Origin of the sequence: Microbacterium sp. SLBN-154 (assembly GCF_006715565.1) — a bacterium.
In the GTDB taxonomy this organism is placed as follows: domain Bacteria; phylum Actinomycetota; class Actinomycetes; order Actinomycetales; family Microbacteriaceae; genus Microbacterium.
Window position 1 is genome coordinate 3,242,855 of sequence record NZ_VFNL01000001.1, and the last position, 21,078, is coordinate 3,263,932.

Sequence of the window (21,078 nt, forward strand, 5' to 3'; positions counted from 1 at the left end):
CGTCCGGCCCGCTCCGCATCTCGGGCGCGTACCGTGGACGAGCATGGAGGACCCAAGGCTCCGCGCCGCGCGCTACCGTGTCGAGCGGCTGCAGAAGGAGGAGACCCCGGACGCGACGGGTGAGAACGTCGAAGAGGCGCCGACAACAACTCCGGCAGCCCGCGCCGCCTACGTCGAGGTCGCCATCCAGCAGGCGATCCGACGAGGGGATTTCGACGACCTTCCCGGCGCCGGCAAGCCTCTCCCCGATCTCGGGCGCGCCCATGACCCGGACTGGTGGATCCGTCGCAAGATCGAGCGCGAGCAGCTGACGGGGCTCGGCCCCCCGGCGCTGACCCTGCGAGTCGAGGACGCCGAACTGTCGGAGAGGCTGGACGCCCTCTCGCGGGAAGAGGACGTGCGCGAGGCCCTGGAGGACTTCAACCAACGGGTCAAGCTCGCACGGATGCAGCTGCTCGGCGGCCCGCCCGTGGTCACCGCACTACGCGACGTCGACGTCGAAGTCGCGGAGTGGGCGGCACGCCGTCTCGCGCGGATGCCCGATCCCGACGAGGCCCCACCCGCACGACCGTGGTGGCGCAGATCGAAGCGGTGACCGCCCTGTCAACCGGGTGCGCATCGCGACCGGTTGGCCCTACGGTCGAGACATCCGGAACGAGATCGCCCGGATGGAGGCCGAGATGTCACGCAACACACGAGAGATGACGTGTGCGCCCGAGAGCGTCTTCGAGGTGCTGGCCGAGGGATGGCTCTTCCCGACGTGGGTGGTCGGTGCGTCCCGCATGCGGGATGTCGACGCCGATTGGCCCGCGGCGGGTTCGCGTCTCCACCACTCCTTCGGCGCCTGGCCCGTCCTGCTCAACGACGAGACGATGTCGACCGAATGGAGCCCGCCTCGGCGCGCGGTGATGGTCGCCACCGGTTGGCCGATCGGCGAGGCCCGGATCTCCATCGACGTGAAGCCGCGCGGCGAGGGCTGCGTCGTGCGACTGCAGGAGGAGGCCATCGCAGGGCTGCCCCGCTACCTCCCCGATCTGCTCTTCGATCTGCTGCTGCATCGGCGCAATGCCGAGACGCTTCACCGCCTGGCGTATCTGGCCGAGGGCCGCCATGCCCGCACGCGCGAGACCACCGCCGAGGAGGAGAACGAAGAGGCGGGACGACCCTCCTCCCCCGATGTGGCGGATGATCACGAAGCCGAGGAGGCCGCCCAGGCGGCCGAAGCGGCCGAAGCGGCGCGCGAATGAGGCGGGCGGACGAACTCGACGCCGTCGTCGTCGGCGCGGGGCCGAACGGCCTGGCCGCTGCCGTCACGCTCGCCCGGGCAGGGCTCGGCGTCCGGATCTACGAGCGACTGGGTGCCGTCGGCGGCGGCACCCAGACATCCGAGCTCACGCTCCCGGGCTTCCGCCACGACGTCTGCTCGGCGGTGCATCCGCTCGCTCTGGCGTCGCCGTTCTTCCGCGAGTTCGGGCTCGGTGACCGCATCCGGTTCGAGGTGCCGGAGATCTCCTTCGCCCATCCCCTGGACGGGGGCCGCGCGGGGGTCGCGTACCGCGACCTGGATCGCACCGTCGACGACCTCGGCCGCGACGGCGCGGCTTATCGCGCTCTGCTCGGACCCCTCGTCGCGGCGTCCGATCAGATCGCCGATTTCACCACCCACCCGCTCGTGCGCGTCCCCCCGCATCTGATCGCACCTGTGGAGTTCGGTCTCGCTGCGCTGTCGCAAGCCGGTCGCTGGTGGAACACCCCGTTCGCCGAGGACGTCGCCCCGTCGATGATCACCGGCGTCTCGGCCCACACCATCCTTCCTCTGCCGAGCCTGGCGTCGGCGGCGGCGGGACTGGCCCTCACGACCTACGCTCACGCTCGCGGCTGGCCGATCCCGATCGGCGGCAGCCAGGCGATCGCCGACGCCCTCGCCGACGATCTCGTCGCCCACGGCGGCGAGATCGTCACCGACACCGAGGTCACGAGCCTGGACGAGCTCCCCCCGGCCCGCACCGTGCTGCTCGACGTCACTCCGGCCGCGCTCATCCGGCTCGCCGGCAGGCGGATGCCGGCGGCGTACCGCCGCACGCTGGAGCGGTTCCGGTACGGCAACGGCGTCCTCAAGGTGGACTTCGCCCTCTCCGGCCCGGTGCCATGGGCGAATGAGGCCGTCCGCGGCGCAGGGACGGTCCACGTCGGCGGCACCCGGGCGGAGGTGGCGGCCGCCGAGAACACCGTCGCGCGCGGCGGGGTGCCCGAGCGTCCCTACGTGCTGGTGGCCCAGCCCAGCACTTTCGACGACAGCCGGGCGCCGGCGGGTATGCACACGCTCTGGACCTACACGCACGTGCCGGCCGGATCGACCGTCGACGCCACCGAGGCCGTCATCGCACAGATCGAGCGATTCGCCCCCGGCTTCCGCGACGTGATCGTCGCCACCTCCACGCTCACGGCCGTCGACATGGAGCGGCACAACCCGAACTACCCCGGCGGAGACATCGCGGCGGGTCTCCCGGATGTGCGCCAGCTCCTGGGCCGCCCGACGGTGTCCCCGGAGCCCTGGCGCACCGCGATGCCGGGGGTGTACCTCTGCGGCGCGTCGACGAGTCCGGGGCCGGGGGTGCACGGGATGGCCGGATGGCTGGCGGCGCGCAGCGCCCTGCGACACGAGTTCGGCACGCGCATCCTGCCCAATCTCGCCCCCTGAGACGGGTGCGCGCGCGTCAGCCCTGGAAGTCCTCCGGATCGACCTCGTCGAGGAAGCGCTTGAACTCCTCGAGCTTCTCCTCCTCGAGCCTGTCGTCGTCTTCGAACTCCATCGCCGACACCGGGATGCCGGCGTCGGCGAGCACCTCGTCGGCCACCCAGATCGGAGCGCCGACGCGGGAGGCGAGGGCGATGGCGTCCGAGGGCCGGGCGTCGAGCACGCGCCTGCCATCGGGAAGCTGGAGGGTGATCTCGGCGTAGAAGGTCCCGTCGTCGATGCGGGTGATCTCGACCCGTTCGACCTGCGCCGACACCGTCTCGAGCAGGGTCTTCATCAGATCGTGGGCGAGCGGTCGCGGCGGCTCTGCCCCCTCGACGGCGATGGCGATCGACGTCGCCTCCTGTGCCCCGATCCAGATGGGGAGCATCCGCGGACCGTCCACCTCTTCGGTGATCGGCCGCAGCAGGATCACGTACTGGCGCGCGGCGTCGAGCGCGACGCCGATCACACGAACCTGGACCATGCCGACCTCCTCGATGTCGACGGCGAGGATGTGCCCATCGTAGGCTCGGCGGCCGCCGGGCGGCGACGGTCGGTCAGAATCGACGCATGCCGACGCGCCTGCTTCTGATCTCCGACACCCACATCCCGGGGCGGGCGCGCAGCCTGCCTGACGCCGTGCGTCGTGAAGCCGACGCCGCCGATCTCATCATCCATGCCGGCGACTGGGTGTCTGTCGGCGTGCTCGATGACCTCCGGGGGCACGGGGAGGTGCTGGGCGTGTACGGCAACAACGACGGCGACGACCTGCGGGCCGTTCTCCCCGAGTTCGCCGAGCGGACGATCGAGGGGGTGCGATTCGGCGTCGTGCACGAGACCGGCGATGCGAAGGGCCGGGAGAAACGGATGACGCTGCGCTACCCGGACCTCGATGTGCTCGTCTTCGGGCACAGCCACATCCCGTGGGACACGACCACCACGTCCGGTTTGCGCCTTCTCAACCCCGGCTCGCCCACCGATCGGCGGCGTCAGCCGCATCACACGCTCATGACAGCGGTCGTCGCCGATCGGGCTCTGCGCGAGGTGACGCGCGTCGAGCTCTGACTCGGCGCGCGGGTAGCGTTGACGGGTGAAGATCACCGTCATCGCAGGGGGCGTCGGCGGCGCACGGTTCGTGCGCGGCGTCCGGGAGCACGTTCGCCGCAGCGGCGAGGACCACACGATCGACGTGGTCGTCAACACCGGGGATGACTGGTGGCTGGCGGGTCTTCGCATCTGGCCCGACCACGACAGCATCCTCTACACCCTCGCCGGGCAGAACGACGAGGAGCGCGGGTGGGGCCGGCGCGGCGAGAGCGAGCGGGTGTCGGGGGAGCTTCGCACCTGGGGCGTCACTCCTGAGTGGTTCACCCTCGGCGACCTCGATCTCGGCACTCACATCGCCCGGACGGCGTGGCTCCGTGCCGGCGAGACCCCCACGGAGGTCGCGCGGCGTCTCGGCGCCCGGTGGGACCTCGGCGTGACCCTGCACCCTGCCACCGACGACGAGATCGACACGCACATCGTCACGCCGGACGGCGAGCGGCTGCACTTCCAGGAGTGGTGGACCCGGCACCGCGCACGCCTCCCGGTCGCGCGGTTCGAGCAGAACGGCATCGACGCGGCGCGCCCCGCACCGGCCGCGCTGGCCGCGATCGCCGCCGCAGATGTCGTCCTCGTCGCCCCGTCGAACCCCGTGGTCTCGATCGGCCCCGTGCTGGAGATCCCGGGGGTCCGTGCCGCGCTCGCCGCCGCATCCGCACCGATCGTCGGCGTCTCGCCGATCATCGGCGGGGCCGCGGTGAGGGGCATGGCCGAGACGTGCCTGGCGGTCATCGGCGTCGACGCCGACGCGGGTGCCGTCGCCCGGCACTACGGCGCGCGCGCCGCCGGCGGCGTGCTGGACGGCTGGCTCGTCGGTGAGGAGGACTCACGGGCGGTGCCGGACGTCGACGCGGCGGGGATCGTCGCCCGAGCCGTTCCGCTGTGGATGAAGGATGCCGACACCTCGGCCGCCCTCGCCGCCGATGCGGTGGCGCTGGCCCGGACGGTCGCCGATCTCGGGTAGACCTGTGGGGTGACCACCAACTGGGCAGGAAATCTCACGTACCGCGCCGCGCGCATCGTCGAACCCACCGATGAGGCCGAACTGCGCGCCATCCTCGATCGGGCACGTGGCGATGGCACCACCGTCCGCGTACTGGGGAGCCGGCACTCCTTCAACGACGTCGCCGACACCGACGGGGTGATCGTCTCCCTCGCCGGGCTCGCCACCGCCGACCAGGTGAGCGTGGCGCCCGACCGCCAGACCGTGCGAATCCCCGCCGGCATCCGCTATGGAGACCTGGTGCCTGTGCTCGAACGCGAGGGACTCGCGCTGGCGAACCTCGCCTCCCTCCCTCACATCTCCGTCGCCGGCGCCGTGCAGACCGGCACCCACGGGTCGGGTGATCGCGTCGGAGCTCTCGGCACCCAGGTCGCCGCGGTCGAACTCCTCACCGCCGCCGGAGAGCGGATCACGCTCACGCGGGGCGAGGACGGCTTCGACGGCGCCGTCGTCGGGCTCGGCGCGCTCGGCATCGTCACGCACCTGACCCTCGACGCCCTGCCGCACTTCACCGTCGCTCAGACCGTCTACGAGGGCGTGCGATGGGATGACGCCCTGAGCCGCTTCGACGAGCTCACCGGCGCGGGCGACAGCGTCAGCCTGTTCACACGGTGGACGAACACCGACGTCATCGACCAGGTGTGGGTGAAGGCGCGGACCACGTCGAGCCCTGACGACCTGTCGGGGTTCGGCGCCCGGGCCGCCGACGGTCCCCGCCATCCGATCCCCGGCATCGACCCGACCCCGTGCACGACGCAGGGGGGCGTCGCCGGGCCCTGGTACGACCGGCTTCCGCACTTCCGGCTCGCATTCACCCCCTCGGCGGGTGAGGAGCTGCAGTCGGAGTACCTCGTCGCCCGCGCCGACGCCGTGGCGGCGATCCAGGCCGTGCGGGGGCTCGCCGACCGGATCTCGCCGCTGCTGCTCACGTGCGAGGTGCGCACGATGGCCGCCGACGATCTCTGGCTCTCCCCCGCGTACGGGCGCCCGACCGTCGGCATCCACTTCACCTGGCAACGCGACGAAGAAGCCGTGCGCGCCCTCCTCCCCGCGCTCGAAGCGGCTCTCCCCGCCTCCGCCCGTCCGCACTGGGGGAAGGTCTTCACCATGCCCGGCGACGAGGTCCGTCGCCGCTACCCACGGTTCGACGACTTCGCGGCGCTCCGGGCGCGTCTGGACCCCGACCGCCGGTTCGTCGGCGACTACCTCGCGCGACTGGGTCTCTAGCCTCCGGAGGCGTGGCACGCTGGAAGCATGGGCACCGGATCGCTCGCTCCCCCGCGTTCGTCGACGCTGCGCTCTCGCCTGCTCACCGCGCTCTCTGGCGACCCCAACGGCACCCCGCCGTGGGTGCGCGCCCTCGCCGATGGCGACGACGCCGGCTACTTCGCCGACGGTGGAGCCGTATGGACGGTGCACGCCGGCACGAGCACGCTGATCGCGGGGATCCGGGCGCTGCTCATCCAGGCGCTCCACCCGGGCGCGCTGGCGGGCGTACACGACCACTCGCGGTACCGCGACGATCCCATGGGGCGCCTGTCGGGCACCGTCCGGTGGATCCTCTGCGTCACCTACGGCTCGACCGAGCAGGCCAGGCGCGAGACCGCGCGCGTCGGGCGTCTGCATCAGCGAGTGCGGGGAACGTACGACGCCGCCGACGGCGAGCGCGCGTACACCGCCGACGACGCCGACCTCGTCGAGTGGGTGCATCTGGCGTTCACCGAGGCCTTCCTCGGCGCGCACAAGATCTGGGGTGGGCCCATACCCGGCGGAAGCGACGCCTACGTCCGGGAGTGGGCGCAGGCGGGCCGGCTGATGCGGGTCGCTCATCCCCCCGAGACCGAGGCCGCACTGCGGGAACGCCTCGCCGCGTTCACCGGCGAGCTGCGCCGCGACGAGCGCGTGGACGACGTCGTGCGATTCCTCCGCCGCGTGCCGCTTCCCGGCTCCATGGGCGTGAGCTACCGCCTGCTGTTCGCCGCGGCCGTGGCGAGCCTGCCCCGCGAGTACCGGAAGCTGCTCGGGCTGCGCAGGCTGCCGCTGCCGGTGATCACACTCGCGCGGGTCGCGCTCGCGGCATCCACCCGCGCCCTCGGCGCCGGGCCCCGGGCGCAGGACTTCGCCCGCGAACGCCACGCACGGCTCGGATTCCCGCCGCCCGTGGGCCAGGACTGATCGGTCGGATCACACCGATGGCCGAGAGCGATGCAGAGACGCCTCGCTGGGTGCTGCACGTCGACCTCGACCAGTTCATCGCGGCCGTCGAGGTGCTCCGCCACCCCGAGCTCGCCGGGAGGCCCGTGATCGTCGGCGGTCGGGGCGACCCCACCGAACGCGCCGTCGTCTCGACAGCGTCGTACGAAGCACGGGAGTTCGGCGTCGGGTCGGGGATGCCCCTGCGGATCGCCGCGCGGAAGGCACCCGACGCGGTGATCCTGCCGGTGGATCACGACGCGTACACCGCCGCCTCGGAGGAGGTGATGGCGACGCTTCGCGTCCAGCCCGGCGCCGTGGTGCAGGTGCTCGGGTGGGATGAGGCCTTCGTGGGCATCACCACCGCCGATCCCGAGGGGTACGCCGCGAACCTGCAGCGCGCGGTGCTCGAGCGCACCCGACTGCACTGCAGCGTGGGCATCGGCGACACCCTCGTGCGGGCGAAGAACGCCACCGGATTCGGTAAACCGCGCGGTCGCTTCCGTCTCACCGCGGACAACTGGCTCTCGGTGATGGGCGACCGGCCGACGATCGAGCTCTGGGGCGTCGGCACCAAGATCTCGCGGCGCCTCGAGGCGCTCGGCATCCGGACGGTGCGCGACCTCGCGGTCGCCGAGACGGCGCCCCTTGCGGCGGAATTCGGACCGAAGATGGGGCCGTGGTATCGCCAGCTCGGGCGCGGCGACGGCACGAACGTCGTCGACGACACCCCCTGGGTCGCACGGGGGCACAGCCGCGAGACGACATTTCAGCAGAACCTCGTCGCGCGGGAGGAGATCGAGGCGGCCGCGCAGGTCCTGCTCGCGCAGGTGCTCGACGACGTGGCCGGCGAGGGGCGCCCCGTCGTCGGTCTCGGACTGAAGGTGCGCTACGCGCCCTTTCTCACCAAGACCTTCACACGCCGGATCGCCGAGACGCACGATCGCCAGAGGGTGATCGCCGAAGCATCCGCTCTCCTCGCCAAGATCGAGCCCGACCGCCCGGTCCGGCTGCTCGGGATGCGGGCGGAGATGGCCATGCCGGATGACGCCCGCGGCGGGCACACTCCCACTCGCAGCGGCTGGTAGCGCTCAGACGGCCGGACCCTTCGCAAGATCGATCCGGTCGACCGCCGCCTGGACGGCCACCGCGGCCGCGCCTCGCGCCCACGCCGGAAAACCGCTGTCGTCGACATGAAGCTCGACGGCGTCGGCGCGGCGATCCCGGGCGGCGGCGATCGCTGCCCGGATGCGGTCCTCGGCGGCGGCGAAGAGGCCGATGCCGTCGCCGGCGAGCACGACCGCACGCTGCTGTGTGAGGCCGGCCACGAGCGCGATGAGGCTCCCGAGCGCATCGGCCAGCCCGTCGACGATCGGGGTGATCCTCTCGTCGCCCCTCAGCACCAGGGCACGAAGGTCGTCGTCGGCGACGGGACGGCCGAGCGCGCCGGCGCACTCGGAGAGGATCGCCGTCGTCGTGAGCATCTGGGCGCAGCCCCGGTGACCGAGCGGGCAGAGCGGGCCCGACGCCGCGACCGGCACATGTCCGACGAGGTCGGCACCCGCGGCCGCACGGACCACGCGGTCGTCAACGACCAGCCCGTGCCCGATCCCCGCCCCGACCGTGAGCAGCGAGAACCCCGGGATGCCGCGACCATGCCCGAACCAGTGCTCGGCCTCGGTGAGCGCGATGACGTCGTTCTCGACGGTCACCGGCACCCCGAGGCGGGGGGCGAGGAGCGGCGCGAGGTCGACGTCTTCCCAGTCGAGGAACGGCGCGAACACCGCTCGTCCCGCCCGGACGATGCCGCCGAGACTCACCCCGGCCGCGCGGAGCCGCCCGGAGTCGCGGGGGGAGACACCGGCGAGGAGGCCGCCGACCAGGTCGGCGATGAGCGCACACACCGCAGCGGGTTCGGTCGAGACGAGCGGCCGGTCGCCGCGCGCGAGCACCGCGGCCCGCGCATCGGTGATGACGGCGTAGGCGCGGTCGCCCGTGAGCTTCACCCCCGCGAACCGACCCCACTCCGGGGAGACGTCGAGGGGGGTGACGGGGCGGCCGACCAGGCCGTCGACAGCGTGCGGCCGCTCGACGAAAACGCCCTGATCGAGGAACGGCTTGGCCAGGCGCGTCAGCGTCGCCGGCGACAGGGCGAGGCGGTGCGCCAGCGCGCTCCGGGCGATCGGACCGTGCACCAGGACGGCGCGCGCGAGGGCGGACTCGCTTGCGGTCAGCACGGCGCCTCCTCTGACTCGGCCTCACCTCGGACGAGGAATATTTTCCTGATAGAAATATTGGCATGAACCCCCGCGATGACGTCCTTCATCTCCGACGCGGCGGCACGAGTGTCATCCTCGATCTGTCGACCTCCCCGTCCCCCACGATCGTTCACTGGGGCGCCGACCTCGGCGAGCTGCCCCCCACGGCGCTCTCCTCGCTCGCGGTCGCCGCGCGCCCGCAGCGGGTCTCCGGCGGGCTCGACGCCACGCCGCGCCTCACGGTGATTCCCACCGAGGCGGCCGGATGGGTGTTCACCCCCGCCATCGAGGGCCACCGAAGCGGCGCAGGCAGCAGCATCCTCTTCGCCCTCTCCGACGTCACCGCCGACGATCACTCGGCGACGCTCGACCTCGTCGACGCTGCGGCGGGGCTCTCCGCGCGGGTCGAACTGACCCTCGGCGTCGCGGGGGTGTTCACCCAGCGAGTGACCCTGCGCAACACCGGTGACACGGCGTTCACGGTCGACCGGCTGCAGGCGACGTTCCCCCTGCCGTGGGAGGCGACGGAGATCCTCGACACCACCGGCCATCATCTGCGCGAGCGCGCGCCGCAGCGCCGGTCCCTTGCCCTCGGCACCCATCTGCGCGAGAGCCGGCGGGGGCGCCCGGGCGCCGATGCCACGGTGCTGCTCGCCGCCGGGCGACCGGGCTTCGGGTTCGAAGCCGGTCAGGTGCACGGCCTCCACGTCGCGTGGAGCGGCAACCACCGCGTGCTCGCCGAGAGAACGAGCAACGGCGACGCGTTCCTGGCCGGCGGTGAACTGTTCCTCCCGGGAGAGGTCGTGCTCGCTCCGGGCGAGGAGATCGCGTCGCCGCCCGTGATGGGGTCCTGGGGCGAGGGTCTGAGCGCGCTGTCGCACCGGTTCCACGACGAGTGGCGGCTGCGCCCGCAGCATCCGTCCCGTCCGCGTCCGATCACCCTCAACACCTGGGAGGCGGTGTACTTCGACCACGATCTGGCGCGGCTCACGGCCCTCGCCGACGCCGCCGCCGAAGTGGGTGTGGAGCGATTCGTGCTCGACGACGGGTGGTTCCTCGGCCGCCGCGACGACACCGCCGGTCTCGGCGATTGGCTGGTCGACCCCGCCGTCTGGCCCGACGGGCTGCATCCGCTCGTCGAGCACGTGCGGGGTCTCGGCATGGAGTTCGGCCTGTGGGTCGAGCCCGAGATGGTGAACCCCGACAGCGAGCTGGCCCGGCGGCACCCGGACTGGATCCTGCGCGGGCGCGCCGACCTGCCCCCGTCGGCGCGGCAGCAGCAGGTGCTGAACCTGGCTCACCCCGACGCCTATCGCTACATCTCCGAGCGGCTGCACGCACTGCTCGAGGAGTACCCGATCGCGTACCTGAAGTGGGATCACAATCGCGACCTCGTCGATGCGGCGGCGGGGCCCGGCGGAGTCGCGCGGGTCCATGCCACCACGCAGGCGCTGTATCGCCTTCTCGACGAACTGAAGGCCGCGCACCCGGCGCTCGAGATCGAGAGCTGTGCATCCGGCGGGGCACGGGTCGATCTGGGGATCCTCGACCGTACCGACCGGATCTGGACGAGCGACAGCCTCGACCCGCTCGAGCGCCTCCCCAACCAGCGGTACACCGGAATCGTCGTGCCACCGGAGATGATGGGCGCGCACCTGACGACCCCGCACCTGCATACGTCGGGCCGGACGGTGGATCTCGAGTTGAGCGCCGCGGTGGCCCTCATCGGGCACTTCGGCATCGAGTGGGACCTCACGGCCACCGACGCGGCGACCCGTGCGCGCATCGCGGAGTGGGTGGTCTACGCGAAGTCGCTCCGCGAGATGATCGCCACCGGACGCACCGTGCACGTCGACGGCGCCGACCCGGGGGTGGACGTGCGCGGTGTGGTCGCCGCGGATCGCTCGCAGGCGATGTTCACGATCGTGCAGACGGCGACGGATGCCGCGTGGCCACCGGGGCGCGTGCGCATGCCGGGCCTGGAGGATGAGCGGCTGTACCGTCTCACACTCTCACCGCTCACGCGCGACCATGATGCCGGGCAGTCGGCCCTGGAGTGGGCGGCGGTCGACACGGTCTTGACCGGCCGACAGCTGTCGGTCGTGGGACTTCGACCCATGGTTCAGCAGCCGCAGCGCGCGATCGTGGTCGACATGGTCGCGGTGGACTGACGCCGCATCGCCACAGACCTCACATGCGGGCGTAGCGGGCGCGGGCGAAGCAGAACAGGCCGTAGAGGATGAGGCCGGCACCGACGATCCAGAGGATGATCTGTCCGAACGGCAGCTGCGCGAGGCTCTGCAGTGCTCCATCGAGACCGCCGGCCGCTTCAGCGTCCTGGGTGAAGGCGGCGACGACGAAGAGGATGCCGGCGACTCCGACGGCGACACCCTTGGCGATGTAACCGGTGACGCCGAAGGCGACGATCGCCTTCCGAACCTTCGAGGTGGGGAGATCGAGCTTCTCCTCGAACTTCTTCGTGGCGCCCTTGTAGACGAACGCGCCGCCGATGGCGAGCACCACGAGACCGATGAGGACGAGCACGAAGACGCCGCCCGGCGTGGCGAGCAGCTGGGCACTGAGCGACTGCGTCGACCCCGACGATGAGGAGCTCCCACCCAGCGCGTAGATGAGGGCGGTCACGGCGATCGCGATGTAGGCGGCGGCCGTGCCGAGGTGCTTCACGCGCCTGGCCCACTTCTTCTTGCTGTCGCCGTCGGAATCGGAGGCGAAGAACGCCTGGGCGATCTCGAAGAGAGCAAGGGCGGCGAGTCCGATGACGATGACCCAGAGCACGACGAGGCCGAAGGGGGTCTCGCGGATCTGCGACATCGCGCCGCTCTGGTCGGCGGAGCCGCCACCGGCGCCGGTGGCGATCGTGACGGCGATGCTGCCGATGATGATGTGGAGGAGTCCGAGGACGGCGTAACCGACGCGCGCGACGGCACGGAAAGTGGATGATGAGTGCGCCGACCGCGCCGCTTGCTTCGCCGTGCTCATGTCGAAACGGTATCCGTCTCCCGCGCGCCCCGACCACCTGTTGACGCGCCCCCGGCGACGTGCTGTGCCACCGCCGGAGCGCGTTTCGTCCCGTTGCGCTCGCCTGACCACCGGTGCGCACATTCACGGCGACTGGTCAGGCGGCGACATCCACATCGCCGGGTCAGGCGGCGGTGAAGCGCAGGGGACTGCGGGACCTCAGTCGAGTGGGCGGAGCTGCTTCCCCGGCGACCGGATCAGGTGGGGAGTGCAGCCAATACGTGTCGGCGCCGTCGGGGCCGCGTTCGCGGGTGATCCACTGGCCGCGGTTGTGGAGGCCGAGGTGGCAGTTACGACACAGGGGAACACCGTCGTCGACGTCGGTGCGTCCACCGTGGGACCAGTGGGTCAGGTGGTGGATCTCGGTCCAGCTCGACGGAGCGGTGCAGTGCTCTCCGATGCACCCACCGTGGCGGGCGGCGATCGCAAGACGCTGTTTTCGGGTGAACAGGCGCTGCTCCCTTCCGACATCGAGGGGTCTGCCGGTGCTGTCGCGGATCACCGGAACACTGCCCGCGTCACACAGATAACTGTCGACCACGCCACCGGGGATCGCCGCGCCACCGTCCTCGAGGTGCCCCACTCCGACCACCCGCACCCGGATCGCCCCGTCGGCGTCGGTCTCGGGGGTGAGGGTGTCGGCGGTGACGAGGATCCGTACCCCAGGTTGCCGGTCCCCGAACGACTGGGCCGGGTCGGCGGCGGCGCCGGTGCGCAGGATCGCCAGCACCGTGTCGTACTGCACCTGCTCATTCGACCGGGAATCCCGCGCACCGTCGGCCGCCGTCGCAGCCGGTGACTCCACGAATCGCGGCCCACGCCGCGGGCGCAGCGCGGCGGAGAGGATCGCCTGCACCCACGCCGCCCCGTCGTCGTCGAACACGATCTTCGCGTGATGCTGCCCGTTCTCATCGGTCCATGTCCGTAGCGACCGCGCCGCGAAACGTTCCTCGAACCGCACAGTCACCCCGACCGGGTCCAACCGGTCCCTCGCGATCCGGGCCGCGTTCCGGAGCTCTTCGACGGGGAACACCCCCGCCTCCCCCAGCAGCATCCCCACCGCCGTCGCCCACGCCGCGGGAAGAAACCCCGGATCCAGATCCAGATACCGCTCGACCGGCGGATCCCCCAGGCCATCGCGGATCGCCCGGAACTGCGCCTGCGTGATCGCCCCGCCCGTCAACGCCTCCCGCAGCAACCGCAACCACTCCGGAGTCGCCGGAACGGCCGGCGCTGACGTCAGGCCCGAGACCGCCGGCGGCGGGACACTCGGCGCGAGGTCCTCACCGGTCCGCACTGCACGGGTCACGTCCGCGCGCGTCTGTCCCGTGATCGTCTGCACGAGCGACGCGCCATTCCGGTGGCCCTTTCGCTGCGCCAACCCGTCATACCCCAGCTCCCGCGCCGACCGCCGGGTTGCTTCCGCGGCCGCGGCAGCGGTGATGACCTCCACCGCCGCCCGCACCTGCGCAGCATCCGACAACAGCGCCAACAGATCGTCATCGCCGATCGCGGCGACCACCTCCGACACCGAACACGCCAACGCTGCACCGCAGGCGGCTTCCAGGTCGCAACGACACGATGAGCGGCATCCCTCAACCGCCGCGTGGTCGCCATCGCACCGGAACTGTCCATAGAACAAATCTACGCTTGAACTCCGACATCGCCCGGAGAGAACAATAATCTGCGCGTGAAGGCGAGACCCACAGGGTCCGGTCAGCAGCACAAAAATTCGAACAATCGCCGGAGTTGCACCCTAAGGCTGCCACCTGTCCACGATGTGGTGGAAGACCTCGTAGTCCTCCCCCAGCTGCCGGCGATATTCATCTTCGATCGCTTCGACCCGCGCGTATGCGACGGCGAGCAGGCGCCGCCCCTCATCCGTCAATTCCGCGGGAGCGACCCGGCCCTTGCCCCGACGCTCCGGTCGCACGACCGCCCCGATCTTCTGCAGCCGATCCAGCAGCGGCCCCATGCTCTGCGCCGAGATCAGAACCGCCTCGGCCAGTTCCGCTGCGGTCGCACCGGGTCGAGCGGCGAGCACGGCGAGCGTGCTGAACTCCGTCACTCGCAACCCGACCGCGGCGAGCTCATCGGCGAAGCGTCGCGACATCTGCGCACTCTTGAGAACAAGTCGATAGCCGAGGAAGTCTTCGGGGCGCAGCGCTGTCACAAGCTTGATTCTTTCACGGGTGGACACGGCGAATAAGCTGCCTTATTCTCATTGTTATGACGACATTGCCCATCCGCCACCCGTTCACCTCCTCCTTCCGGCCTTCAGCATCCCCGCTGCGCCGGACTCGCGTGCTCACCGTCGTGGCCACGCTCTTTCTCGCACAGAACGCATTCGGAAACCTTTACGAGCAGAACGCGGCATTGCGGAGCCTCGTCACCCCCTCCCCCGGCGCCTTCATCGGCGCCCTGGAGATCGGGAGCCCGATGTACTACTACATGCCGTGGTCGCTGATAGGCCTAGCCGCCGCCGTCTGGCTCGTGGTGCGCATGCACCGGATGGCCCTTCCTGCCGCGCGACGAGGCTGGATCGCGCTCGGCCTTCTCGCCGTGGCCGCAACGTCGAAGACGCTTCTCATCACCACCGTCAACCCTGTCTTCCGAGACCCCGGCGAGACAGCCGATCGGGTGCGCGACCTGACGGGGCTGTGGCTGGCGGGGAACGGACTGACGATACTCACCACGGCAGCTGCCGTCATCCTGCTCCTGAGCTGGCGCGCAGGCGCGGCGGACGTCGCCTTCCGCGCGAAGTGACCGACAGGAGCGGCGGGGGCAGCCTCCGCCGCTCTACTCCGGATCGATGCCGACCGAGTGCGAAAGGCGCTCGACCTCGCCGTCGGACAGGTCGAGATCGGCGGCGGCAGCCGAGTCCACGATGGACGCGGCGCGCCGTGCACCCGGGATCGGAATCACGGTCTCGGCGAGCGCCAGCTCCCACGCGAGGACGACGCGCTGCGGGCTCACCCCGTGCGCCGATGCCACCTCGGCGAAGGCCGAGAATCGGTCGCCGACAGTGCGCGCTCCCCCGCCCGTGCCGCCCAGCGGGCTCCAGGGCAGAAAGGCGATGCCGTGCCGCGCGCAGTGGCGCAGCTCGTCGATCGAACCCGGATGCTTCGGCGAGAACTCGTTCTGGACGCTCGCGAGGTTGCCCTCACCCAGCACCTCCAGGGCGATGTCGATCTCCTCCACACTCGCGTTCGAGATGCCGATGTGGCGGATCAGCCCCTCGTCCTGCAGGGCCTTCAGGTTCTGCATGATCTCGCCGTAGACCATCCACCGGTCGGGTCGGTGGTACTGGTAGAGCTCGATCGCATCGACCCCCAGGATGCGCAGCGACCGCTCGACAGCGGCGCGGAGGTACGCGAGCGATCCGTCGCGCCCCCACGTCTCGCCCTCCGCCCGCGTGATCCCACCCTTGGTGGTGACGAACACCGACGACGCGTCGCCGTCCCAGGTGCGCAGCGCCTCGGCCACGATCTCCTCGTTGTGCCCCATCTGATCCCACTGCGGCGCATAGATGTCGGCGGTGTCGATGAGGGTGACACCGGCGTCGAGGGCGGCATGGACGGTGGCGACAGCCTCTTCGCGACTCGGGAACACCCGGTCGTTGTTCATCGACAGGGGCATCGCGCCCAGTCCGATCGCCGAGACGCGACGACCCGCGAGGGAACGGTGTTTCATGGGGCTTCTCCTTCAGAGGGGGTTGATACGCGATCGGGGCGGGGCCGTCAGCGCGGCAGCGCGCCGAAACGCGCGAGGGGCACCGGCGCAGGCCGCTCGACGGTCGTCGCCAGATCGACCCAGCGTCGCTGGGCGGCGGCATCGAGGAGCGAGGACATGATCTCGAGCACGTGCAGGGCCATCGCGCCGCTCGCGCGTCCGCCGCCCGGGCGCAGGAAGTCCACCAGGCCGACGCCGCGGCCCGCCCCGACATAGCCGGCCCCGACAGGCACCTCGGCCCACTCCTGTGCGCCGTGGCGTCGCATCCTGACCGGGCCGTCGAAGTGATTCGGGTCGGGCGCCTGCAGACTGCCTGCTTCTCCGTGCACCTCGATCGGCGGCGCTCCTGTCTCACCCCCGTCGAAGCTGAAGGTCACCGTCGAGATCGCGCCACCCTCGTGCACGAGCGTGCCCGTGACGTGGGTGTCGACCTCGACAGGGATCTCCTCCCCCGCGCGCGGGCCCGTGGCGATGCGGCGGATATCGCGCGAGCGCGACGACGCTCCGCTCACCCGCACGACCGGGCCGAGCAGCTGGACGAGTGACGTGAGGTAGTACGGCCCCATATCCAGCAGCGGCCCGCCTCCCTCGCGATAGTAGAAGTCGGGGTGGGGGTGCCACGACTCGTGGCCGCCGGAGGTCCAGGTCGCGATCGCCGCCACCGGCCGGCCGATCAGGCCGGCATCCACGGCGGCGCGTGCCGTCTGGATGCCGGTGCCCAGAACCGTGTCGGGGGCCGCGCCGAGCCACGTGCCCGACGGGACGGCGTCGACGACACTTCGCGCAGCGGCCAGGGTGGCCGCGAGAGGCTTCTCGCCGTAGACGTTCTTCCCCGCGCTGAGGGCCTGCAGGGCGATCTCGGCGTGTGCCGCCGGGATCGTGAGGTTGAGCACCGTGTCGACCCGCGGATCGGACATCAGGTCGGCGACGGACAGGGCCCGGCATCCGGGGATGTCGCTGGCCACCGTCTCGGCCCGCGCGACGTCGAGATCGGCGACGGCGACGACGGCGACGTCATCGCGTCCCCGGAAGGTGGTCAGGTACTGGCCCGAGATCACCCCGAGCCCCACGATGCCTATCCCGTGGGGCCGGGCGGTGGGACCTGCGTCACTGCCGGTCGACGTCGTCATCGGTGCTTCCCTTCGCCTGTGAATCGGGCCCGTCCTGCCCTGTCATGTTACCGGTCACACGCATCGCGGCCGCGGGTCGACTACCGGACGGAGACCCGCGTGTGTCACCCTGAGGGTCACGCGTGGATCCACCGGCGCGCAACAGGATGAGTAGGCCAGCTCGTGAACCATCGAGGCAGCAGTCCTGGCGCAGGCGTGGTCTGGTCGCGTGTGGAAGACGGATTCCATGTCGGAAGCCGCAACGGCGCGTTGCTCGGATACATCATCCGTGAGCGTGACCGTCGGTTCACCGCCTACGACATGCGCTCTCGACCGGTCGGGAAGTACTCCGACCTGACGGAAGCGATGCACGGCCTGGTGGCGCTGACGCTCGGGATCGGCTACGAACGCAGATGAAGGAGACCGCGTGAGAGAAAGCGCAGCCACGCGTCCGCAGGAAACATCCGACGACCTCCTGTCGGTGCTCTACACCAGCACGGCCCGTGAACCGATGGACGACGGCCAGCTCACCGATCTGCTCAGAGCGAGCCGTGAGCGAAACGCCGCTGCCGGCATCACCGGCCTCCTGGTCTACCGCGCGGGGCGCTTCTTCCAGGTGATCGAGGGCCCGGCCGCCGAGGTCCGCAGGCTTTACGACAGCATCGCCGTCGACCCACGCCATCATGCGGTGCGCACTCTGGTCGAAGACCGCGTCGACGAACGCCACTTCGCAGAGTGGACGATGGGCTTCGAGCGCGTCCCCGATCACGAGGAGACCGTTCCCCCGGGATTCCGCAGCACCTTCGACGATCTGGACGACGTCGAGGGCGCCGCCCCGACGATCCGTGCAGCCCGGGAGCTCAGCCTGTGGTTCCGGGTGCGGTCGAGGGCAGCGACGTCCTTCTGATCAGACGCGCTCGCGCGCGGCCCACAGCATGCCGCGCTCGACGATGGAGCGCACACGGTCGTCCTGCAGCACGTCGACGCTGTGACCGGGGGTCGCCACGAACACCCGCCCGCTCCCCCACGCTCGCGTCCAGACCGCGGGCGAGGTGATCGGCCGCTGCCACGGGTGGTAGGGCTGCACCGGGTGGGTGGTGGTCGCGAGCACGTCGTTGAGGTCGTCGTGGAGCACCCAGTACTGCTCGGTGACGAGGTCGAAGTCGCCGATGCCACGAGTGATCTCATGATCGCGCCCGAGCGGGGTGATCTCGATCGTGTAGGGCAGGAAGTTGTCGGTCTCGTCGTCGACACGCTCGTCGGGGGCCTTCGCCGGATGTGTCGCGAACTGTCCGCCGATCAGCTGCAGGTAGTCGGAGCTGTTGCGGTACGAATCGGCGATCCCGCCGTGCCAACCGGCGAGGCCGGTCCCCGACGCCACGGCGTCCATGAGACCGCGGAGCGCGTCGGCCGAGATCTCCGACATCGTCACGCTCTGCACGATGAGGTCGGTCTCGGCCATCGCCTGAGCATCGGCGTAGACGGCATTGGAGTCCTCGATCCGCACCGTGAATCCCTGCTCGCGCAGGAACGGCACGAAGAGGTCGGTCGCCGCAACCGGCTGATGCCCTTCCCATCCGCCGCGCACGATGAGCGCGTGGCGCTCGGGGTTGTGTCCTGCTCGATCGTTCACTGGTCACCTTTCCGCAACCCGGCACACACTACCTGTGGAGGGTTCTTTTCGCGGGTTTGTCGAAACGTCGATGATTCGCGCGTCTTCCCGGTAGCGCCACCGTGGCGCGAAGAGAGGACATCATGTCGACCCAGAAGATCCAGCTCGCCATCAAGGCTCCGGCCGGGGAGGTCTGGCGCGCGCTCACCGACCCCGCGATCTCGCCCGCCTACTACTACGGCTTCGAAGCCCGCTTCCCGACGAGCGCGGGAGAGCCATACTCGTACGTGATGGGCGGTCGCGAGGTCATCTCCGGCACCGTCACCGACTACGTCGAAGGGGAGCGTCTGGGCATGACCTTCCGTGGATCGTGGGCGCCGGATGTCGCCGAGCTCCCCGAGAGCCGCGTGACGTACGTGCTGTCGGATACCGCGATGGCGGTCCTGGGTCTGACTCAGCTCACGCTGACTCACGACGGCCTTCCCGAGAGCACCACCGCCGACGACATCGAGCGCGGCTGGGTGCTGATCCTCTCGGGCCTGAAGACGCTGCTAGAGACCTCGGCGCCGCTCGTGCCGGCGCCGACCGCCTAGGGAGGACACCCCATGCAGTTCGCGATCCTGGCGATGGAGGCCGAGGCCGACTACGCCGACCGCATCGATCCTGAGCACGCCGAGGCCTACTGGGCGTCGTGGGCGGCATACGTCGCGGCGCTTCAGGACAGCGGCATCATGTCGGCGGCCGCGGGACTGCAACCACCGGGTACGGCGACGACGCTTCGAAACCGAGGCGGTGACGTCGAGATCCAGGACGGCCCTTTCGCCGACGTCAAGGAGCACCTGGGCGGGATCTTCCTCATCGACGTCCCCGATCTCGACGCCGCGATGGCGTGGGCGGCGCGCTGCCCGGCGGCCGCGCGGGGGTCGGTGGAGGTCCGCCCGGTGCTGCCGCCGATGTCCTGAGCCCGCGCCGTCCCCACATCGCGCATGACCCACCGCCAAGACCCGGTCGACGAGGCGCTCGCCGAGGCTCATCGAGACCTCTTCGGGCGTCTCGTCGGCTGGCTGTTCCGCCGAGACGGCGATCTGCAGGCCGCAGAGGATGCCGTCGCGACGGCCTTCGCTCACGCCGTCACCGCCTGGCGGGCCGGCGGTGTGCCGCGGTCGGCGGAGGCCTGGCTGCGGGTTGCAGCACGGAACGCCGCGATCAGTGCCGCGCGGCGGCGCACCCGGGAGGTCTCCGTCGCCCCCGAGGAGATGACGGGCATGACCGCGAGCGACGACGCGGTCGTAGAGGGCGCGCCCACCCCCGACGACGTCCTCTCTCTGCTCTTCGTGTGCGCCCATCCGGCGATCGACGAGCGGATGCACGCCCCTCTCATGCTGCAGGCGGTGCTCGCGGTCGACGCCGCACGGATCGCGGCGGTCTTCCTGGTCCCGCCGGCCACGATGGGTCAGCGCCTCAGCCGGGTGAAGATCAAGATCCGTGACGCCGGGATCCGCTACCGGATGCCTCCCGCCGAGGAGCTGCCAGGGCGGGTGGGGGCGGTGCTGCGCGCGATCTACGCCGCCTACGGATCATCCGATGCTCTCATCGACGATCTCGGCGGCGATCGTCCGGCACTTCGGGACGAGGCGCTGCGGCTGGCCGAGATGATGGTGGCCCTGGTCCCCGAAGAGCCCGAGGCCCGCGGGCTGCTGGCGCTGTTGCTCCACACCGAGAGCCGACGCCCTGCTCGCTTCCGCGAGGGCGGGTTCGTGCCGCTCGCCTCCCAGGACACCCGGGCCTGGCCGGCCGCGCTCCGCCGGCGCGGTGACGACGAGTTGCGCCGCGCAGCGGCGCTCGGTCGACTCGGGCGATTCCAGCTCGAGGCGGCGGTCAGCGCCGTGCACTCGGCACGCGCCGAGACCGGCGTCACCGATTGGCAGGCGGTGGTCACCCTCTACCGCGGGCTCCTGCAGATCGCGCCGTCGATCGGGGCGACGATCGGCGCCGCTGCGGCTCTGGTCGAGGTGGGCGACGTCGATGAGGCGGCGCGCATGCTCGCCGGCCTGCCGCCGTCCGCCGTCGTCGCCCATCAGCCGTACTGGGTCTGTCTCGCTCGGGTCGAGGCCGAGCGCGGGCGCCGCATCGAGGCGGAGGCCGCGATGAGACGAGCGATCGGCCTGACCACCGACCCGAGGGTGAGGGCGTACCTCGTCGGGCGGTCCGCTCAGGGATTGCACTGACATGCCGTGCCAGCGCGAAGGCGGGCGCGAACTGTCGCTCCTTGCCGTGCAGCGTGCCGA

General features: G+C 70.9%; 23 protein-coding genes. 15 read left to right on the top strand and 8 right to left on the bottom strand.

Annotated features, from left to right (window positions below):
• Window positions 1-43: 43 nt before the first annotated feature.
• The 3 genes from FBY40_RS15740 (at window position 44) to FBY40_RS15750 (ending at window position 2,701) form a co-directional block, all read left to right on the top strand.
• Complete coding sequence (locus FBY40_RS15740) at window positions 44-595, top strand: J-domain-containing protein (protein WP_141939693.1); 552 nt, start codon at window positions 44-46, stop codon at window positions 593-595.
• 85 nt (window positions 596-680) lie between these two features.
• Entirely contained in the window at window positions 681-1,247 is a 567-nt protein-coding gene (locus FBY40_RS15745) for an SRPBCC family protein (protein WP_141939694.1), read from the top strand.
• Complete coding sequence (locus FBY40_RS15750) at window positions 1,244-2,701, top strand: phytoene desaturase family protein (RefSeq protein WP_141939695.1); 1,458 nt, start codon at window positions 1,244-1,246, stop codon at window positions 2,699-2,701. Before FBY40_RS15745 ends, FBY40_RS15750 begins: the two co-directional genes overlap by 4 nt.
• Window positions 2,702-2,717: 16 nt before the next feature.
• On the opposite strand, the gene FBY40_RS15755 is transcribed toward FBY40_RS15750, so the two are convergent.
• On the bottom strand, window positions 2,718-3,224 hold the full coding sequence (locus tag FBY40_RS15755) for a bifunctional nuclease family protein (protein WP_141939696.1): 507 nt from the start codon (window positions 3,222-3,224) through the stop codon (window positions 2,718-2,720).
• An 86-nt stretch (window positions 3,225-3,310) separates the two neighbouring features.
• Between FBY40_RS15755 and FBY40_RS15760 the strand changes: the two genes are divergently transcribed.
• Genes FBY40_RS15760 through FBY40_RS15780 form a run of 5 tightly spaced genes read left to right on the top strand, consistent with a single transcriptional unit; the run spans window position 3,311 to window position 8,128 of the window.
• Complete coding sequence (locus FBY40_RS15760) at window positions 3,311-3,805, top strand: metallophosphoesterase family protein (RefSeq protein WP_141939697.1); 495 nt, start codon at window positions 3,311-3,313, stop codon at window positions 3,803-3,805.
• A gap of 25 nt (window positions 3,806-3,830) precedes the next feature.
• A complete protein-coding gene (gene cofD / locus FBY40_RS15765) occupies window positions 3,831-4,808 on the top strand; it encodes a 2-phospho-L-lactate transferase (RefSeq protein ID WP_141939698.1) in 978 nt (325 codons plus the stop codon).
• Window positions 4,809-4,817: 9 nt separating this feature from the next.
• Window positions 4,818-6,074 carry an FAD-binding protein gene (locus FBY40_RS15770; RefSeq protein ID WP_141939699.1) on the top strand — a complete coding sequence of 419 codons (1,257 nt, stop codon included), beginning with the start codon at window positions 4,818-4,820 and terminating at the stop codon, window positions 6,072-6,074.
• Window positions 6,075-6,101: 27 nt separating this feature from the next.
• Window positions 6,102-7,022 carry an oxygenase MpaB family protein gene (locus tag FBY40_RS15775; protein ID WP_141939700.1) on the top strand — a complete coding sequence of 307 codons (921 nt, stop codon included), beginning with the start codon at window positions 6,102-6,104 and terminating at the stop codon, window positions 7,020-7,022.
• A 17-nt stretch (window positions 7,023-7,039) separates the two neighbouring features.
• Window positions 7,040-8,128, top strand: a complete 1,089-nt coding sequence (locus tag FBY40_RS15780) for a DNA polymerase IV (RefSeq protein WP_200830003.1) — start codon at window positions 7,040-7,042, stop codon at window positions 8,126-8,128.
• Between the two features lie 3 nt (window positions 8,129-8,131).
• Here the strand turns inward: FBY40_RS15780 and FBY40_RS15785 are convergent, their stop codons facing one another.
• Window positions 8,132-9,277 carry an ROK family transcriptional regulator gene (locus tag FBY40_RS15785; protein WP_141939701.1) on the bottom strand — a complete coding sequence of 382 codons (1,146 nt, stop codon included), beginning with the start codon at window positions 9,275-9,277 and terminating at the stop codon, window positions 8,132-8,134.
• Between the two features lie 62 nt (window positions 9,278-9,339).
• Between FBY40_RS15785 and FBY40_RS15790 the strand changes: the two genes are divergently transcribed.
• Entirely contained in the window at window positions 9,340-11,469 is a 2,130-nt protein-coding gene (locus FBY40_RS15790; protein ID WP_235014952.1) for an alpha-galactosidase, read from the top strand.
• A 19-nt stretch (window positions 11,470-11,488) separates the two neighbouring features.
• Here the strand turns inward: FBY40_RS15790 and FBY40_RS15795 are convergent, their stop codons facing one another.
• The 3 genes from FBY40_RS15795 to FBY40_RS15805 form a co-directional block, all read right to left on the bottom strand.
• Window positions 11,489-12,298: a DUF1206 domain-containing protein gene (locus tag FBY40_RS15795; RefSeq protein ID WP_141939703.1), complete on the bottom strand. Its 810-nt coding sequence runs from the start codon at window positions 12,296-12,298 to the stop codon at window positions 11,489-11,491.
• A gap of 163 nt (window positions 12,299-12,461) precedes the next feature.
• Entirely contained in the window at window positions 12,462-13,868 is a 1,407-nt protein-coding gene (locus tag FBY40_RS15800; RefSeq protein WP_141939704.1) for an HNH endonuclease signature motif containing protein, read from the bottom strand.
• Window positions 13,869-14,093: 225 nt separating this feature from the next.
• A complete protein-coding gene (locus FBY40_RS15805; protein ID WP_141939705.1) occupies window positions 14,094-14,510 on the bottom strand; it encodes a MarR family winged helix-turn-helix transcriptional regulator in 417 nt (138 codons plus the stop codon).
• 56 nt (window positions 14,511-14,566) lie between these two features.
• Between FBY40_RS15805 and FBY40_RS15810 the strand changes: the two genes are divergently transcribed.
• Window positions 14,567-15,103 (top strand): hypothetical protein, encoded by a 537-nt coding sequence (locus FBY40_RS15810; protein WP_141939706.1) that lies wholly within the window; start codon window positions 14,567-14,569, stop codon window positions 15,101-15,103.
• 33 nt (window positions 15,104-15,136) lie between these two features.
• Here FBY40_RS15810 and FBY40_RS15815 read toward each other — a convergent pair whose 3' ends face one another.
• The gene (locus FBY40_RS15815; RefSeq protein WP_141939707.1) at window positions 15,137-16,030 is read right to left on the bottom strand and encodes an aldo/keto reductase; all 894 of its coding nucleotides are present in this window, start codon (window positions 16,028-16,030) and stop codon (window positions 15,137-15,139) included.
• Window positions 16,031-16,077: 47 nt separating this feature from the next.
• Window positions 16,078-17,199, bottom strand: coding sequence for a Gfo/Idh/MocA family protein (locus FBY40_RS15820; RefSeq protein WP_141939708.1), 1,122 nt, complete (start codon window positions 17,197-17,199; stop codon window positions 16,078-16,080).
• Between the two features lie 162 nt (window positions 17,200-17,361).
• Between FBY40_RS15820 and FBY40_RS15825 the strand changes: the two genes are divergently transcribed.
• On the top strand, window positions 17,362-17,595 hold the full coding sequence (locus tag FBY40_RS15825) for a hypothetical protein (protein WP_141939709.1): 234 nt from the start codon (window positions 17,362-17,364) through the stop codon (window positions 17,593-17,595).
• Between the two features lie 10 nt (window positions 17,596-17,605).
• On the top strand, window positions 17,606-18,085 hold the full coding sequence (locus FBY40_RS15830; protein WP_235014954.1) for a BLUF domain-containing protein: 480 nt from the start codon (window positions 17,606-17,608) through the stop codon (window positions 18,083-18,085).
• On the opposite strand, the gene FBY40_RS15835 is transcribed toward FBY40_RS15830, so the two are convergent.
• Window positions 18,086-18,811 (bottom strand): ThuA domain-containing protein, encoded by a 726-nt coding sequence (locus FBY40_RS15835; protein ID WP_200830004.1) that lies wholly within the window; start codon window positions 18,809-18,811, stop codon window positions 18,086-18,088.
• A 122-nt stretch (window positions 18,812-18,933) separates the two neighbouring features.
• Between FBY40_RS15835 and FBY40_RS15840 the strand changes: the two genes are divergently transcribed.
• Genes FBY40_RS15840 through FBY40_RS15850 form a run of 3 tightly spaced genes read left to right on the top strand, consistent with a single transcriptional unit; the run spans window position 18,934 to window position 21,018 of the window.
• Window positions 18,934-19,383, top strand: coding sequence for an SRPBCC domain-containing protein (locus FBY40_RS15840; protein WP_141939710.1), 450 nt, complete (start codon window positions 18,934-18,936; stop codon window positions 19,381-19,383).
• A 12-nt stretch (window positions 19,384-19,395) separates the two neighbouring features.
• Window positions 19,396-19,752 (top strand): YciI family protein, encoded by a 357-nt coding sequence (locus FBY40_RS15845; RefSeq protein WP_141939711.1) that lies wholly within the window; start codon window positions 19,396-19,398, stop codon window positions 19,750-19,752.
• 24 nt (window positions 19,753-19,776) lie between these two features.
• Window positions 19,777-21,018 carry an RNA polymerase sigma factor gene (locus tag FBY40_RS15850; RefSeq protein WP_141939712.1) on the top strand — a complete coding sequence of 414 codons (1,242 nt, stop codon included), beginning with the start codon at window positions 19,777-19,779 and terminating at the stop codon, window positions 21,016-21,018.
• Window positions 21,019-21,078 lie beyond the last annotated feature (60 nt).